Consider the following 15,493-nt stretch of genomic DNA (forward strand, 5'->3'; position numbering starts at 1 on the left):
GCCCCGCCGGGATCAGGTGCCCGCCACCTTGGCCAGCGCGCGCAGCACCGCCGACCGGCCGCGGTCCGGCACCGTCCACAGCGTCTGGCCGCGTACGCCCCACCGTGCCAGCAGCGCGTTCGCGGCGAGGAAGCCCGTCGTGGCCGCCCGCTCCATCAACGCGACCGGCAGGTCGGTGCGCACCAGGTCGCCCGCGGCCACCACCGCCGGGTCGCCGGTGTGCACGGTGGGGCGGTCGCGGTAGCCGCCGACCGGGAACAGCGGGCAGTCGGCGCGCCATTCGTGCCGCGCGTCGACCGCCTCGGCCTCCGAGGTCTCCGGATAGACGCGGTGCAACTGGTCCAGCAGCCGATCCTGCTGCGCCTCCCGGCCGGTGTCCGCGCCGAGCGCGTACGCGTGCAGTTCGACCACCGAGCCGCCGGTACGGGAGGCCCAGCGCGCCGCTTCCCCTTCCCAGCGTTCCAGCACGCTGACGTTGTCCAGCGGGCCGAAGCCGCTGGTCCCGAGGAAGCCCGGCCGGCCGGGCGCCACCGGGCGGTCGAGCCACAGCCGGGAGACGAGGAACGGCGGCGCGGTCCGCAGCCGCAGTGCCCGCTCGCGCCAGTCCCGGCCGCCCAGCCCCGGCGAGGCGGCGGCCAGGCGGCGCAGCCCGCCGGCGTCGAGGGCGAGCACCACCGCGTCGTGGCGCGCCGCGCCGTGCCCGCCCCGCACGGTCACTCCGCCCCCGGGCGCGCCCGTCTCCACGGCCTCTACCGCGCAGCCGGTGTGCAGGGCGACGCCGTGCCCGGTCAGGTAGCGTTCCAGCGGCTCCCACAGCGCCTGCGGGAACGGTTCGCCGGTGACGTCGAACAGCAGACCCTCGCTGGAGCCGAGGAAGTAGATGTGGAACATCAACGCCATCTCGGCGGCGGACAGTTCCGCCGGGTCGGCGAAGAAGCTGCGGGAGAACACCTCGAACGCCAGGTGGTTCGCCGCTTCGGGGAACCGGATGCGGTCCAGCAGGTGCCGTGCGCTGATGCCGTCCAGGCGCTCGTACACGTCCGGCACCCGTACGTCGAACAGCGGCAGCGCGGCGCGCGGATTCATCCGAGCCAGGTCCCGGAGGGTGAAGGAGGGGCTGAGCGCGGCGAAGCCGGCCGCGCTCCACGGCGGCGTGCGCGGGACGCGCGCGAAGCTGTCGTGCAGGCCGCTGCTGTGGCGCAACGGGTAGTCGGGCAGGCCGGTGAGCGCGCCCAGCGCCGGATCGGCCCGGCGCAGCAGGCCCCGCAGGTTGTAGTACTGCCGGAAGAACGCGTGGAAGCCGCGGGTCATGGTCGCCCGTGAACCGTCGGCGAGCCGGATCCGGCGGCCGGCGAGGCGGCCGCCGAGCACCGGTTCCCGCTCGTACAGCGTGACCCGTACGCCTCGTTCGGCCAGCGCGGTGGCCGCGGCGAGCCCGGCGATGCCGCCGCCGAGCACCGCGGCGTCCGGTGCCTCGCCGGTGATCCGGGGCCGCCCGGGAGGCGGCGCGAGGACGCGGGCCAGCCGGTCCCGGCCCCGGCGCGGTACGCCGGAGCGGGCGGCGCGCCCGGCGGCGGCCGGTGGTGCGGTGTCGCGCGGCAGCGTCATCGGGCGGTCTCTTCCTGTCCGGGGCGGGCGCGGCGCAGCCTCGGCAGTTCGGCGACGGTGCGCAGCATGGGCAGTACGGGGGTGTGCAGGCCGATCGACAGGTCCTCGCGCAGGCGGGTGCCGCCGTCCAGGAAGCGCAGCAGCCGCTCCATCGGCACGCCGCGGAACAGCCCGGTGAAGAAGTCGGCGCCGTCGATCCGCCCGCTGTCCAGAGCGCGGAGCAGGACCGCGTCCATCAGCCGCGAGCGCGCGGAGTGCGCGGGGGGCGGAACGGGGGTGCGGCCGCGGTGGAAGGCGGCGGCGATGGCCCGGCTCTGGCGCTGGACGGCGGCGAAGGTGTAGCCGGTCGACGGCCGGGTGGCGCCGCCGGCGGTCCCGATGCGGAAGACCCGGGCGCCGGCCCGGCGGGGGAAGCGCGCGTCGGTCATCGGGATGGCGCCCTGTTCGGAGGCGGTGACACGGTACGGGCCCAGGGCGCGTACCTCGGACAGGTAGTGGCGCAGCGCCCGGTGGTAGGCGGCCTCGTCGAGCGGGGCGGCGGAGAACTCGGTGTACTCGACCAGCGCTTCGTGCGCGTTGAGCGGCAGGACGTAGCCGAACGACAGCCCGTGGTGCGGCTGCGGGGTGCGGAAGTCCATCAGGTCGGCGGTCGCGGGGTCGAACTCGGGGCGCTCGGTCCGCACCAACCAGCCGTGGAAGTGCTGGAGCAGCGTGGTGCGCGCCGGCGGCAGCGCGGGCAGCGGCCGGGAGTCGAAGACCCAGCGGGCCCGCAGCCGCACCGGTTCGCCCCGCGCGCTCACGCCGCGGACCTCGGCGCCGTGCGGGAGCCCGCGCACGTCCTGTACGGCGGCCGTCACCCGGCGCGCGCCCGGGGCCGCCGCGAGGCGTTCGCCCACCAGCCGCTCGAACGCGCCGGAGCGCATCATCTTGTACCGCAGCGGTCCCGGGTCCCCCGTCAGCGCGGAGCCGTCGGCTCCGTGCACGCGCAGCCGGTCCCACGAGGCCGCCAGTACGCCGTCGAACTCGCCGCCCGGCCCTTCCCAGTAGCACCAGGTGCGCTCGGGGGGCCTGAGCGGTCCCGGTGGCGCGTCGACGACGGTCACCTCGGGGCAGGGCGTGCCGGGCGGCGGGGCGCAGAGCCGGTAGGCGAGGGACAGTCCCGCGGCGCCGCCGCCCACGACGGCCACGTCCGTGTCGTACACGCCGGCTTCCTCCCGTCCCGCCGAGCACCGCGTCCGGTCACACCGGCGGCGCGCCCGTGTCTCGTCTGCCCACCGGAGCGGGTTCTACGGGCCGGGGGAACGCCGGTTTTGCGGACAGATCGCCGCCATGGCCATTACTACGCCGGTCACCGGGCGAGGACACCCGATCGGTTGCCGACACGCGCGGGAGAAACACAGAAAGCCCCGGCCAGACGGGGGGAGCTGGCCGGGGCGGTCCGTCCACGGGCGTGGCGGCCCGCCACCTGTAGGTGTAGGGTCCACGAGGCCCGTGATCAATTGAACGATAAACCACCGAACGGCCTTCCGTCAAACCGGTTCGATGTGATGCATATCGCTACGCATCACCCGGGCCGCGTTCCGCCGCTCAGCGTCCCCGGCGCCGGGCCTTCGCCTTGGCCCGGTACGGCCGCCCGGAGAACGGCGGACGGCCGCCGCGGGAGGGGTACCGGCCCCACCCGCGACGGCCGCCGGGAGGTCAGGAGACCGGGGCGAGCTGTGCGACCAGGCCGTTGCGCCACAGGGCGTCCACCCGGGCGCGCTCCTGCGCGTTCGGGTTGGTGTTCTGGCAGGACGGGCCGGGGCCGCCGCCCGACATCAGCTCGCTGCACGGGCCCGAGTAGTGGTCGGGCAGGCCGAGGACGTGGCCCGTCTCGTGGGCCGTCACGCGCGTGGAGTTGTACTGCTGGTTCTGCCGGTAGTCGAGGAAGATGTAACCCCGGCCGTGCCCGTCGGTGCTCGCGTACGAGCCGCGGGAGTCGTTGCCCTCGTAGTACCGGAAGTCGGCGTTGGAGCCTTCCTGCAGCTTCACGTTGTTCACGGAGCTGTTCCAGATCTGGGTGCTGCGCGCTATCTGGCTGCGGAAGGTGGGTGCGCTGGAGGCGTTGTAGACGACCGTGACCGCCTTCAGGCCGGGGTTGGCCGCGCGCTTGGCGGCGGCCGACTTCATGACCGCCTGGAAGAACGCCTTGTTGGCCGCCGCGTCTTCGGCCGAACCGGCGTACTTGGCTATGGAGGCCGGCGTGGAGACGCTCGCGCCGGAGGGGGCGGCGGGAGCGGCGGTCGCCGGGACAGCGGTACCGAGGGCGGCGGCCAGGCCGAGGCCGAGCACGGCGGACAGAGCCGTACGGGTGGGTCTCATGGGGGACCTCTTCATCCGTGGGAGGGATTTGGTACCGGGATTGTGGAGGAACCAAGGACCCCGTGGATGAAAGCAATTGGCGATAGCACCGGGACATCGCCCCGGCCGCCCACTCGTTCCTCAGGCCGCAACTCCCCGGTTCCGGCCGGACGAAGGCGGTGTGAACGACGCCGTTCACACCGGTGGCATGGGAATGTGGCACCTGCCCGCGTCATCACCGCCTACGTCAGAAGACGTAGTCCACCCGCGATCAACGCAGGTGAGGGCGCCGACACGGGCCGTGCCGTCAGCGGGGCAGCGGGCGCGCCCGGTTGAGGTTGAGCAGCGGCGCGAGCAGGTCGCCGTGGCGCTCACGGCGCGCGGCGACGTCCTCGAAGAGGAACGCGAGCTGCTCCGGTTCCGTACACGCCTCGACCTCGTCCCAGGTCACGGGCGCCGAGACGGTGGGCAGCTCACGGGCGCGCACCGTGTAGGGCGCGGCGGTGGTCTTGGAGGCGGAGTTCTGCGAGAAGTCGATGAAGACCTTGCCCGGGCGCAGCGCCTTGGTCATCCGGTGCACGACGTGCCCCGGCAGGGTCCGCTCGGCCTCGACGGCGATGTTCCTGGCGTACGCGGTGACGTCGTCCGAGGGAGTCGGCTCGATGGGGACGAGGATGTGCAGGCCCTTGGAGCCGCTGGTCTTGGCGTAGACGTTCAGCCCGTCGGCCGCCAGGCGCTCGCGCAGCCACCGGGCCACGCCGCAGCACTCCACGATCGTCGCCGGGGCGCCGGGGTCGAGATCGAGGACGAGGCGGTCGGCGACGCGCGGCGCGTCGGCGGTCCACTGCGGTGTGTGCAGTTCCACGACGAGGTTCGCGGCCCACATCAGGGTCGGTACGTCGCGCACCAGCACCTGCTGCCGGGACTTCGCCGTGCTGCCGGGCACCTCGGTGGTCTTCACCCAGGCGGGCGTCCCGGGCGGAACATTCTTGGTGAAGAACGTCTGCCCGCCGGGCCCGTCGGGATACCGCAGGAAGGAGACGGGCCGGTCGTGGATGTGGGCGAGGAGCGCGCCCGCGGTGGTGGCGTAGTAGTGCAGCAGCTCGCCCTTGGTGGTGCCGGTCCGCGGATACAGGACCTTGTCCAGGTTGGTGAGCGACAGGCGCCGCCCCTCCACGACGGTGATTGGCGACATACCATGACAATCCCATAGATAACGCTATGCGAGGGGATGAGACATGCGCTCTGTTTGGAACGGTTCCATTTCGTTCGGGCTGGTCAGCATCCCCGTGAAGACCTACAGCGCGACCGAGCGCACGGCCTCGGTCTCGTTCGTCCGGATCCACGAGAAGGACGGCGGCCGGATCCACTACCGGAAGGTCTGCGAGCTGGACGGGGAGGAGGTCCCCAACGAGGAGGTCGGCAAGGGCTACCAGGCAGCGGACGACACGATCGTGCCGATCACCGACGAGGACCTGGCCAAGCTGCCCCTGCCGACGACCAAGACGCTGACCATCCTGGCCTTCGTGGGCGCGGACGAGATCGACCCGCTCCAGCTGGACAAGTCCTACTTCCTGGGGCCCAACGGCGTCGCGGCGGCCAAGCCGTACACCCTGCTGCGGGAGGCACTGGAACACCAGGAGAAGGTCGCGATCGGCAAGGTGGCCATGCACGGGCGGGAGACCCTGGCCATGCTGCGGGCGCACGACGGGGCGATCGCCATGCACACGCTGCTGTGGCCGGACCAGATCCGCTCGGCGAGCGGGGTGGCCCCCCGCGACAAGGTCGAGATCCGGGAGAACGAGCTGACGCTCGCCGAGACCCTGATGGACTCGCTCGGCGACCTGGACGAGTCCGAGCTGCACGACGACTACCGGGAGGCCGTCGAGGAACTGGTCACCGCGAAGCTGGAGGGCGGCGAGCCGACCGCGCCCAGGGCGGCGCCCGGCTCCGGCGGCAAGGTCATCGACCTCATGGCCGCGCTGGAGAACAGCGTCCGCGCGGCGCGGGAGGCGCGCGGGGAAGGCGGCGGGGAGGAAACGGAGGAGCAGGACGAGGAGTCGGCCTCGGTCACGCCGATCCGGGGCCGCAAGCCGGCGAAGAAGGCCGCGGCGAAGACCGGCTCCGGCGGCGGCGCGAAGAAGACGGCGCCGGCGCGGAAGGCGTCCGGGTCCGCCAAGAAGTCCGCTTCGGGCAAGGCGTCGGGGGGCACGGGCGCGAAGAAGACCGCGTCCGGCGGGTCGGGCGGCAAGAAGACGGCGGCGAAGACGTCCGCGGCCAAGTCCGCCGCGAAGAAGACCACGGCGAAGCGGACCGGCAAGAAGGCGTCGGCCTGAGGACGCGGGGCCTTAGAGTCGTGCCATGGCTTCAGACGAGGGAACGGTTCGCGTCGACAGCTGGATCTGGTCCGTCCGGCTGACCAAGACGCGTTCGATGGCCGCGACGGCCTGCCGGGGCGGGCACGTACGGGTCAACGGTGAACGGGTGAAGGCCGCCCAGGCGGTGCGTGCGGGTGACGAGGTACGGCTGCGGCACGCCGGGCGCGAGCGCGTCGTCGTGGTCAAGCGTCTGGTGCGCAAGCGGGTCGGCGCCGCGGTCGCCGCGGAGTGCTTCGTCGACAACAGCCCTCCGCCGCCGCCCCGCGAGGAGATCGCCGCGGTGGGCCACCGCGACCGTGGTGCCGGACGGCCGACCAAGCGCGACCGGCGCGAGCTGGAGCAGCTGCGCGGCCGCTGAGAGCCGGTGCCCGAGGCGACGGGGCGGCCGCCGTGGTGACGTGCGGCCGCCCGGCGCGCTCACAGCTCGCCCAGGTACACCCAGACGCCCTCGTCCCGCACGAAGCGGCTGTGCTCCTCCTGCACGCCGGGCTCGCCGTCCAGCGTGTAGTGCGCCCGGAACCGCACCGTGCCCTCGCTGTGGAAGGCGCTGCCGCCCGTCGTCGTGACGATCTCCAGGCCCGTCCACCGCTGCGCCGGCTCGAATTCCAGGTGCGGGGGCCGGGTCACCCGGTGCCAGGTGCGCAGCAGGTACGGCGCGTCGCCGGCCGCGAAGGCGCTGTAGCGCGAGCGCATCAGCCGTTCGGGCGTCGGTGCGGCTGCCTGGCCCTGGTGGAAGCGGGCGCAGCACTCCCCGTAGGTCGCTTCCAGCCCGCAGGGGCAGGGGGACGTGGAACTGATCGCCGGCCGCCGGCGCGCGTTGTTTCTCGACACCCCTAGATTGTGACGGCTACGGGAGCGCGCCCGTCAGGTGGCCCCCGTGGGGCCGTCACCGCTCCCCCGTCAGCCTGTGGCGCCCTTCAGCCAGCCGTCGACCGCCGCCGTCACGGCGCGGGCGAAGCGGACGATGCCCGGCGACCGTACGGGGCACGGGCGGGGCGTGCTGGTCGTCGGCGCCAGGCAGAAGTGCAGGGCGTCGTCGGCGCGGTGCAGGTCGGTGGTGCCGCCGCCGGGGGCCGGGTGGGTGCAGTACGCGGGGTGGGCACGTTCGTAGGCGTCGCACGGGAGCCGGCGGGTCCACCGGTGGCGGTCCCCGTCGGGGCTCAGCGTACGGCCCGCGTCCGCGTACAGGTCGCCGGTCGCGGCGGCCTGCGCCGCGTAGATGCCGTTCACCCGGCGTACCCGGTCCGGGTGGAAGGCGTCGGGCGCCTGGGACGCCCAGACGATCTTCGGCCGGGGGAGGCCGGCGTCGCGCGCCGCCGCGGTGATCTCCCGGGTCAGCCGCCGCGCGTCGGCCGCGTACCGGTCGTAGTAGTCCGCCGCCCCGTACGTGGCTCCGGCCATGCACGGCGTGTAGCCCCAGGCATTCCCCCAGAACTGGAGGATCACGACGCGCGGGCGCACCGTCCGTACCAGCGTGGCCGCCTTGTCCCTGGCGGGGACCAGCGACTTTCCCCGCCAGGCCGCCAGGTAGTCGCACAAGGTCGTGCCGGAGTACGGCGCGGTGTGCAGCTTCGCCCGGCCGGTGGCGTCGATCCACTGGGCCAGTACGTCCTGGTTCTCCATGGCCAGGGAGTCGCCGAGGTAGAGCGCTGGTACGGGCCGGCCGGGAGCCTTGGCCCTGCGTTCCGGTTCCGGCTCTCCGGATCCGGTCGTCGGGGCGGTCGCCGCCGGGGGCCGTCCCGGCCCCGGCCCGGACGGCGCGTCGGTGGGGTCGGAGGCGAAGACCACGCTCCAGCCGAGGACCCCGACCAGGGCCAGGGCCGCGACCGCGAGCAGCGGTACCACCCAGCGTTGGGTCATCGGGCCGCCCCTGGTCGTGTGTACGGCCGGTGGCTCATGTCAGGCGCATCTCACACCGGCACGGGCAGACCAGGGAAGCACACCCCGGCCCCGCTGAGAAGACCGCGCCACGACGCGGGCGCGCACCGGGTGTCGCCGTGCGGCGGTGCCGGACCGGCCCCATCATGGAAGCAGCGGAGGCACTGCCGGCCCGGCGGGACTCTCCGGACCCGAGCGATCTTTCGGGAGGCGCCATGGGCAAGGACAGCAGTCCGGATTCCGAGGACGGCCGCACGGCGAGGCGGCGGGAGCTGTACACGGGCGGTGAGCGCCCGTTCGATCCGGAGGACCTGGTCATGGCCAGGGGTCTGGACGTGACGCCGGAACGCGTCGAGGAGGCCCGCAGGCTCATCGAGGAGAAGGGGCCGGCGGCGATCGAACGCTACTTGCCGTAGCGGTCCGCGATGCGCTTGCGATACGCCGCGCTGTCCGCCTCGCTCAGCGGCAGCCGGCCGTCGCCGGCCAGGTGCGAGGGCAGGTAGGTCGCCTGCTTGACGGCCTGGTACAGCGGGCCGGGCAGGTTCAGGAGAAGCTGGCCCTGCTCGGCGGTCTCGATGACCATCCACGAGCCGGAACCACGGTCGTCCGGGCCGGTGGGCTCGATGGTGCTCACCGCCGTCACGGTGAGGGTGGCGGGTATGTCGGTGTGGGTGTCGTTCTCCGTACTCATGTTCCCTCCCTAACAACCGGCTCCGGGTACTGGCCAGCCGCACCCGCCGAGTCGTGTCTCACAGCGGGCCGGGGAATGCGGGCGCGGGCGCCGCGAAAGGAGAGGTGACCGACGGAGATGGGCCGTAGAAGAGACTTGGCCAAGGTGACCGCAGTGACACGTCCGGCACGCGCCGAAGGGGCCAGATCGTCGACCATGGCCGGTATGAACGAGGACACCCACACCGGTCCGGGACCGGACGCGGCGCGCCGCGCCCACGACCGGGAGCGCCGGCGGGCGCGGCTGGTCCTGGCCGGCCGCGCCGAGAGCGCGGAGGACCTGGCGATGCTGATCGACGCGCTGGGGCTGGACCCGGGGCAGGACCACTCCCCGCCGGTGCGGGGCGGGTGACGGGCCGTCACTCCGCCAGCGCCGCGGCGATCACCGGCCCGATCCGGTCCAGGGCGCGCGGTTGCATCATGTGGCCGTGTTCGCAGTGTGCGTCGTGGGTGAGGACGGCGCCGGAGACGTACGGCTGCCACGCCTCCGCCGGCCAGTGCGGCTCGCCGCGCTCCGGCTCCGCCTTGAACAGCAGCAGGTCGCCTGTGAAGACGCCGGGCCTGAAGGTGTACCAGCGCAGGCGGGTGTTGTCGGTCAGGGTCTCCGCGACGGCGGTGACGAGGGGTTCTTCCAGGAGGGCGGCCAGCGCGCTGCCCTGGCCGCGCAAGATCCCGGCCGCTTCGGCGGGGCCGAGGCCGGTCGGCGTGCCGCGGCCTGACCGGCCCACCGCGTCGACGAACAGGTCGGCCACGTCCTGCGCGGTATGGCTCGGGAGGACGCGGGCGGGGTCGATCCGGCCGGGCGCCGAGTCGAGCAGCGCCAGCAGCGCGACCCGCTCGCCCTGCTCTTGCAGCCGGGTGGCCATCACGTGGGCCACGGCGCCGCCGAAGGACCAGCCGAGCAGGTGGTACGGACCGGTCGGCTGGACACTGCGGATCTGCGCCAGGTAGTCGGCCGCCATGTCCGCGATGGTGGCCGGGCGGGCGCCGGGCTCGGTCAGGCCGCGCGCCTGGAGTCCGTAGACCGGGCGGTCGCCGAGGTGGCGCATCAGTCCCGCGTACGGCCAGCTGATGCCCGAGGCGGGGTGGACGCAGAACAGCGGCGGGCGGCTGCCGCGCGGGCGCAGCGGGAGCAGGACGTCCAGCGCACCGGCCGCTCCGGCCGCCCCCGCGCCGCCCGCGTCCAGCCTGCTCACCAGACCGGCCGGTGACTGGGCTTCGAACAGGGCGCGGATGCCCGGGTCGGCGCCGAAGACCGCACGGACGCGGCTGACGAGCCGGGCCGCCAGCAGCGAGTCGCCGCCGAGGTCGAAGAAGCCGTCGTCGGCGCCGACCGAGGGCAGGCCGAGGACCTCGGCGAAGAGCGCGCTCATCATCTCCTCGGGCGGGGTGCCGGGGGCACGCGCGCCTTCTTCGGCGGTGAAGACGGGCGCGGGCAGTGCGCGCCGGTCCAGCTTGCCGTTGGCGGTCAGCGGCAGCCGGTCCAGGGTGACGACGGCGGCCGGGACCATGAACCGGGGCAGCCTTTCCCGCAGGAACCGCCGGACCCGCGCGGCGTGGGGCTCGGTGCCGGGCGCGGCGGCGACGTACGCGACGAGCTGTCTGCGACCGGGGGTGTCCTCGCGCACGGCCACCGCCGCGCGGTCGACGTCCGGGTGGGCGAGCAGCGCGGCCTGCACCTCGCCCAGTTCGATGCGTACGCCGTGGATCTTGACCTGGTCGTCCACCCGGCCGAGGTACTCCAGCACGCCGTCGGGGCGCTGCCGTCCCAGGTCGCCGGTGCGGTACATCCGCTCGCCCGGCGCGCCGTAGGGGTCGGCGACGAAGCGCTCGGCGGTCAGGGCCGGGCGGCGCAGGTAGCCGCGGGCCAGCCCGGTGCCGGTCAGGTAGATCTCGCCCGGCACACCGGGCGGCACCGGCCGCAGCATGGCGTCCAGGACGTGCGCGTGGGTGTTCCAGATGGGCCGCCCCGCTGCCACGTCCGGGCCGTGCGCGACGGCGTGCAGACTGTCGCCGCTGGCTTCGGACGCGCCGTAGAAATTGACCAGGCGGGCGCCGGGAAGGGCCGCGGCGAACCGCTCGGAGAGGGCGGGCGGCAGGGTTTCGCCGCTGCTCACCCACAAGGCGCAGGTGGTGAGCAGTCCGGTGTCGCCGTCCAGGAGTGCGGCCAGCAGGCTGGGCACGACGGTGATGCGGGTGGCACGGTGCCGGGCGAGGAGGGCGGCCAGTTCCGCTGGGCTGCGGGCGGTGAAGGAGTCGGCGAGGACCACGGTCGCGCCGTGCAGCAGGGCGCCGAGCAGTTCGGTGGTGCCGTCGATGAAGCTCAGTGTGGTCTTGGCGAGCACCGGCTGCCCGGCGTGCCAGGGGTAGGCGCGGGCGCACCACAGCAGGCGGTTGACGCAGCCCCGGTGCAGGCCGACGACTCCCTTGGGGATGCCGGTGGAGCCGGAGGTGTAGATGACGTACGCCGGGTGCAGCGGCTTGAGGGGGGCGGCCCGGTCGGCGTCGGTGAGGTCGGTGCCGGTGAGGTCGGTGCCGATGCCGTCCGCCGGTCCGCCGGCGCGGTCGCCGTCCGCCGCGTCCAGGACGAGGCGCGGGACGTCCGCGGCCGGGAGCGCCGGTGCGGTCGCCCGGTCCGTGACCAGCAGGACGGGGCGGGTGTCGCCGAGCATGAAGGCGAGGCGTTCGGCGGGGTAGTCGGGGTCGAGGAACAGGTACGCGGCGCCTGCCTTGAGGACGGCGAGTACGGCGGTGACCATGCCCGGCGTGCGCGGCAGCGCCAGCCCGACGACGCTCTCGGGCCCGGCTCCCCGGGCGACCAGTCGGCGGGCCAGGCGGTTCGCCGCGGCGTTCAGCTGCGCGTAGGTGAGGGTGCGGCCGGCGGACACCAGGGCGGTGGCACCGGGTGTCGCGGCGGCCTGGTCCTCGAAGAGGCGCGGCAGGACCAGGTCGGGCACGCCGTGCGCGGTGTCGTTCAGCTCGCGCAGGGTGTGCCGTTCGCGGGCGGTGAGAAGGTCGGCCCGGCCGATCCGCAGGCCGGGGTCGGCCGTCGCGGCCTCGGTGAACCGCTGTAGCCGCGCCACGAACGCCGCGACGGTGGGGCGGTCGAACAGGTCGGTGCTGAACTCGACCATCGCCTCGACACCGGCGGGGGTACCGTCCGGCGCCCGGTGTTCGATGGCGTTGATCTCCATGTCGAGCCGTGCGGTGCCGGTGTCGGCGGGCAGCGGCGTGACGGTGAGGCCGGGCAGCTCCAGTTCCCTTCCTGCGGCGGACTGCCAGGTCAGCATCGTCTGGAAGAGCGGGTGGCGGGCCGCCGTGCGGGGCGGGTTGAGCGCTTCCACCAGGCGTTCGAAGGGAACGTCCTGGTGGGCGTACGCGGCGAGGTTCACCTCCCGCACCCGGGCGACGAGTTCGCGGAACGTGGGGTCGCCCGAGGTGTCGGTGCGCAGCACGAGCGTGTTGACGAAGAAGCCGACGACGTCGTCCAGCGCCTCGTCGGTGCGGCCGGCGGCCGGGGTGCCGACGGGGATGTCGGTGCCGGCGCCCAGCCGGGTCAGCAGCGCGGCCAGCGCGGCCTGTACGACCATGAACACGCTCGCCCCGCAGTCCCGGGCGAGCGCGGCGAGCCGCTGGTGTGCCGCCGCGTCCCAGGAGAAGGCCAGCACTCCGCCGCGGCCTCCGGGCTCCGCGGGGCGGGCCCGGTCGGTGGGCAGCGTCAGCTGGTCGGGCAGGTCGCGCAGGTGCCGGGTCCAGTACCCGAGCTGTTCGGCGAGGAGGCTGTCGGGGTCGTCCGGGTCGCCCAGGAGTTCGTGCTGCCACAGGGCGTAGTCGGCGTACTGGACGGGCGGTGGCGGCAGGTTGGGCGGGCGGTCCGCGCGGCGGGCGGTGTAGGCGGCGGCCAGGTCCCGCCACAGGGGGCCGAGGGACCAGCCGTCGGCGGCGATGTGGTGGACGACGAGCACCAGGACGTGTTCCTCGGGGCCGAGGACGAGCACTTCGGCGCGGACGGGGAGTTCCCGGGTCAGGTCGAAGAGCCTGCGGGCCGCCGCGCCGGTCCGCGCGGTCACCTCGGCCGCGCCCGCGCCGGTCACGTCCGTGACCGTCACGACGGCACGCGCGGCGTCCGGGCCGAGCACCGTCTGCCGCGGCACACCGTCGGTCTCGGGCAGTACCGTACGCAGCACTTCGTGCCGTTCCATCACGTCCACCAGCGCCGCGCGCAGCGCCCGCGCGTCCAGGGCACCGGTCAGCCGCATGGCCAGGGGGATGTTGTAGGTGGCGCTCGGGCCTTCCATGCGGTGCAGGAACCACAGGCGGCGCTGCGCGTGGGACAGCGGCACCGTGTCCGGGCGGGGCACCGGGCGCAGCGCGGGCCGGGCCCGGCGGGCGGTGCGCAGCCGCCCGGCCGTACCGGCGACGGTCGGTGCGGCGAACAGGTCACGCAGGTCGAGTTCGGTGCCGAGGACGGCTCTGACGCGTCCGGCCAGCCTGGTGGCCAGCAGGGAGTCGCCGCCGAGGTCGAAGAAGCCGTCGTCGACTCCTACGGTGGGCAGTCGCAGCACCTCGGCGAACAGGCCGCACAGCACCTCTTCCGCGGCCGTGCGAGGCGCGCGTCCCGCCGGCGTGCGGGAGAAGCCGGGGTCGGGCAGGGCGGGGCGGTCCAGCTTGCCGCCGACGGTCACCGGCAGGGTGTCCATTGGAACGACGGTGGCCGGGACCAGGTGTTCCGGCAGCCGCGCGCGCAGGAAGTCACGTACCGCGCCGGGTTCCGGATCGGCGCATTCCGGTTTGCCGACCACGTAGCCGACGAGCCGCGCGGTGCCCGACGCGTCCGTACGGACGGCGGCCGCCGCGCGGGCGACGGCGGGGTGGGCCGCGAGCCCGGCCTCCACCTCGCCGAGTTCGATGCGGAACCCCCGCACCTTCACCTGGTCGTCCGCCCGCCCCACGTACTCCAACTGCCCGTCGGCCCGCCACCGCACCAGATCGCCCGTCCGGTACATCCGCTCCCCCTGCACCCCGTACGGACACGCCACGAACCGCTCCGCAGTCAGCCCGGCCCGCCCCACATAACCCCGAGCCAGCCCGGCACCCGCCAAGTACAACTCCCCCAGGGCGCCCGGCGGCACCGGCCGCAGCGCCGCGTCCAGCACGTAGGCCCGGCTGTGGGTCACGGGGGCGCCGATCGGCGGGGTACCGGTGCCGTGCAGCGGCTCGCTGAGGGTCGCGCAGATCGTCGCCTCCGTCGGCCCGTACGCGTTGACCATGCGGCGGCCCGCCGACCAGCTGGCCACCAGTTCGCCGGTGCCCGCCTCGCCGCCGATGACCAGGGTCTCCAACTCGGGCAGCGCGCACGGCGGAACGCTGGCCAGCACCGTCGGGGGAATCAGGCAGTGGGTGATCCGCCCTTCGGCCAGGACGTCCGCGAGCGCCTCGCCACCCAGTGGGCCGGGCGGCGGAACGACCAGCGCGGCGCCCGCCGCGAACGCCATGAGCGTCTCCATCACCGACGCGTCGAAGCTGGGCGAGGAGAGCTGGAGCACCCGGCTGCCGGCACGCAGGCCGAAGCGGGCCACCTGGGCGGCGGCGAGGGCGTGCACGCCGGTGTGGGTGACGGCGACGCCCTTCGGCGTGCCCGTGGAGCCCGAGGTGTGGATGACGTACGCGGGGTGCGACGGCAGGAGCGGGGCGCGCCGGTCCGCGTCGGTGGGGTTGTGGTCCGGCTGTCCCGCCAGAGAGCGGGCCGTGTCGTCGGCGTCCAGGACGAGGCGCGGCGGACCGTCCGGCGGCAGCCTGTGGGCGGCGTCGGCGGTGGTCACGACGAGTACGGGCGCGGCGTCGCCGAGCAGGAACGCGATCCGCGCGTCCGGCAGGGCGGGGTCGGCCGGCAGGTGGGCGGCGCCGGTCTTGGCCACGGCGAGGGCGGCGCGGACGGCCGCGCCGGAACGCGGCAGGCACAGCGCCACGATGCGCTCGGGCCCGGCGCCGCGCGCGATCAGGAGGTGGGCGAGGCGGTTGGCCTCGGCGTTCGTCTGCGCGTACGTCGCCTCGCGCGCCCCTTCGACGAGGGCGGGCGCGTCGGGCTCCCGGGCGGCCCGGTTCTCGAACAGCTCGGGCAGCAGGCCCGTCGGCAGGCCGGACGCCGGGCCGCTCCACGTGTGCAGCAGCAGGCGGCGCTCGTCCGCATCGAGGATCTCGGCCCGGCCGATGGGCTGGTCGGGCCGGGCGAGCACCGCTTCCAGGAGGCGGCGCAGTCGTACGGTCAGCGTCTCGACCGTACTGCGGTCGAACAGGCCGGTGGCGAATTCGACCGATCCGTCGATCCCGCCGGGCAGCCCGCCGGGCGCCCGCTGTTCGGTGAGGCGGAAGGAGAGGTCGAACTTGGCGGTGCCGGTGTGCGCCTCCTGCCTCTCGACCGTGACACCGGGGAGGGACAGCTCGTCCCCGGACGGCGTGTCCACGGCCAGTGCGATCTGGAAGAGCGGGTTGCGGTCCGCGGAGCGCTCCGGATTCAACGCCTCCACCAACCGCTCGAACGGCACATCCTGATGCGCATA

General features: G+C 74.3%; 12 protein-coding genes. 4 read left to right on the top strand and 8 right to left on the bottom strand.

Annotated features, from left to right (window positions below):
• Positions 1-12: 12 nt before the first annotated feature.
• From ACH4K4_RS28735 to ligD, 4 genes are all read right to left on the bottom strand, one after another.
• Entirely contained in the window at positions 13-1,608 is a 1,596-nt protein-coding gene (locus tag ACH4K4_RS28735) for an FAD-dependent oxidoreductase (RefSeq protein ID WP_398171298.1), read from the bottom strand.
• Positions 1,605-2,810: a lycopene cyclase family protein gene (locus ACH4K4_RS28740; RefSeq protein WP_398171299.1), complete on the bottom strand. Its 1,206-nt coding sequence runs from the start codon at positions 2,808-2,810 to the stop codon at positions 1,605-1,607. Before ACH4K4_RS28740 ends, ACH4K4_RS28735 begins: the two co-directional genes overlap by 4 nt.
• A 496-nt stretch (positions 2,811-3,306) precedes the next feature.
• Positions 3,307-3,969 carry a snapalysin gene (gene snpA / locus ACH4K4_RS28745; protein WP_398171300.1) on the bottom strand — a complete coding sequence of 221 codons (663 nt, stop codon included), beginning with the start codon at positions 3,967-3,969 and terminating at the stop codon, positions 3,307-3,309.
• A gap of 286 nt (positions 3,970-4,255) precedes the next feature.
• Complete coding sequence (gene ligD, locus ACH4K4_RS28750; protein ID WP_398171301.1) at positions 4,256-5,143, bottom strand: non-homologous end-joining DNA ligase; 888 nt, start codon at positions 5,141-5,143, stop codon at positions 4,256-4,258.
• A gap of 43 nt (positions 5,144-5,186) precedes the next feature.
• Between ligD and ACH4K4_RS28755 the strand changes: the two genes are divergently transcribed.
• The gene (locus ACH4K4_RS28755) at positions 5,187-6,284 is read left to right on the top strand and encodes a Ku protein (protein ID WP_398171302.1); all 1,098 of its coding nucleotides are present in this window, start codon (positions 5,187-5,189) and stop codon (positions 6,282-6,284) included.
• Between the two features lie 25 nt (positions 6,285-6,309).
• Complete coding sequence (locus ACH4K4_RS28760; RefSeq protein WP_398171304.1) at positions 6,310-6,684, top strand: RNA-binding S4 domain-containing protein; 375 nt, start codon at positions 6,310-6,312, stop codon at positions 6,682-6,684.
• 59 nt (positions 6,685-6,743) lie between these two features.
• On the opposite strand, the gene ACH4K4_RS28765 is transcribed toward ACH4K4_RS28760, so the two are convergent.
• On the bottom strand, positions 6,744-7,157 hold the full coding sequence (locus ACH4K4_RS28765; RefSeq protein WP_398171306.1) for a YchJ family protein: 414 nt from the start codon (positions 7,155-7,157) through the stop codon (positions 6,744-6,746).
• 69 nt (positions 7,158-7,226) lie between these two features.
• Complete coding sequence (locus tag ACH4K4_RS28770) at positions 7,227-8,186, bottom strand: SGNH/GDSL hydrolase family protein (RefSeq protein WP_398171308.1); 960 nt, start codon at positions 8,184-8,186, stop codon at positions 7,227-7,229.
• 233 nt (positions 8,187-8,419) lie between these two features.
• Here ACH4K4_RS28770 and ACH4K4_RS28775 point away from each other — a divergent pair, with 233 nt between their 5' ends.
• Positions 8,420-8,620: a hypothetical protein gene (locus ACH4K4_RS28775; protein WP_398171310.1), complete on the top strand. Its 201-nt coding sequence runs from the start codon at positions 8,420-8,422 to the stop codon at positions 8,618-8,620.
• On the opposite strand, the gene ACH4K4_RS28780 is transcribed toward ACH4K4_RS28775, so the two are convergent.
• Positions 8,608-8,895, bottom strand: a complete 288-nt coding sequence (locus ACH4K4_RS28780; protein ID WP_398171311.1) for a hypothetical protein — start codon at positions 8,893-8,895, stop codon at positions 8,608-8,610. The genes ACH4K4_RS28775 and ACH4K4_RS28780 overlap by 13 nt on opposite strands.
• A gap of 204 nt (positions 8,896-9,099) precedes the next feature.
• On the opposite strand from ACH4K4_RS28780, the gene ACH4K4_RS28785 reads away from it, so the two are divergent.
• Positions 9,100-9,285, top strand: a complete 186-nt coding sequence (locus tag ACH4K4_RS28785; RefSeq protein ID WP_398171313.1) for a hypothetical protein — start codon at positions 9,100-9,102, stop codon at positions 9,283-9,285.
• Positions 9,286-9,292: 7 nt separating this feature from the next.
• On the opposite strand, the gene ACH4K4_RS28790 is transcribed toward ACH4K4_RS28785, so the two are convergent.
• Entirely contained in the window at positions 9,293-15,478 is a 6,186-nt protein-coding gene (locus ACH4K4_RS28790; protein WP_398171315.1) for an amino acid adenylation domain-containing protein, read from the bottom strand.
• Positions 15,479-15,493 lie beyond the last annotated feature (15 nt).

Origin of the sequence: Streptomyces sp. NPDC017529 (assembly GCF_044329785.1) — a bacterium.
GTDB lineage: Bacteria > Actinomycetota > Actinomycetes > Streptomycetales > Streptomycetaceae > Streptomyces.

What these genes read in the sequence shown, in the direction of transcription:
- ligD (WP_398171301.1), bottom strand. Translation starts at nt 5,143, where the DNA reads ATGTCGCCAATCACCGTCGTGGAGGGGCGGCGCCTGTCGCTCACCAAC.
- ACH4K4_RS28735 (WP_398171298.1), bottom strand. Translation starts at nt 1,608, where the DNA reads ATGACGCTGCCGCGCGACACCGCACCACCGGCCGCCGCCGGGCGCGCC.
- ACH4K4_RS28785 (WP_398171313.1), top strand. Translation starts at nt 9,100, where the DNA reads ATGAACGAGGACACCCACACCGGTCCGGGACCGGACGCGGCGCGCCGC.
- ACH4K4_RS28760 (WP_398171304.1), top strand. Translation starts at nt 6,310, where the DNA reads ATGGCTTCAGACGAGGGAACGGTTCGCGTCGACAGCTGGATCTGGTCC.
- ACH4K4_RS28780 (WP_398171311.1), bottom strand. Translation starts at nt 8,895, where the DNA reads ATGAGTACGGAGAACGACACCCACACCGACATACCCGCCACCCTCACC.
- ACH4K4_RS28775 (WP_398171310.1), top strand. Translation starts at nt 8,420, where the DNA reads ATGGGCAAGGACAGCAGTCCGGATTCCGAGGACGGCCGCACGGCGAGG.
- snpA (WP_398171300.1), bottom strand. Translation starts at nt 3,969, where the DNA reads ATGAGACCCACCCGTACGGCTCTGTCCGCCGTGCTCGGCCTCGGCCTG.
- ACH4K4_RS28755 (WP_398171302.1), top strand. Translation starts at nt 5,187, where the DNA reads ATGCGCTCTGTTTGGAACGGTTCCATTTCGTTCGGGCTGGTCAGCATC.
- ACH4K4_RS28770 (WP_398171308.1), bottom strand. Translation starts at nt 8,186, where the DNA reads ATGACCCAACGCTGGGTGGTACCGCTGCTCGCGGTCGCGGCCCTGGCC.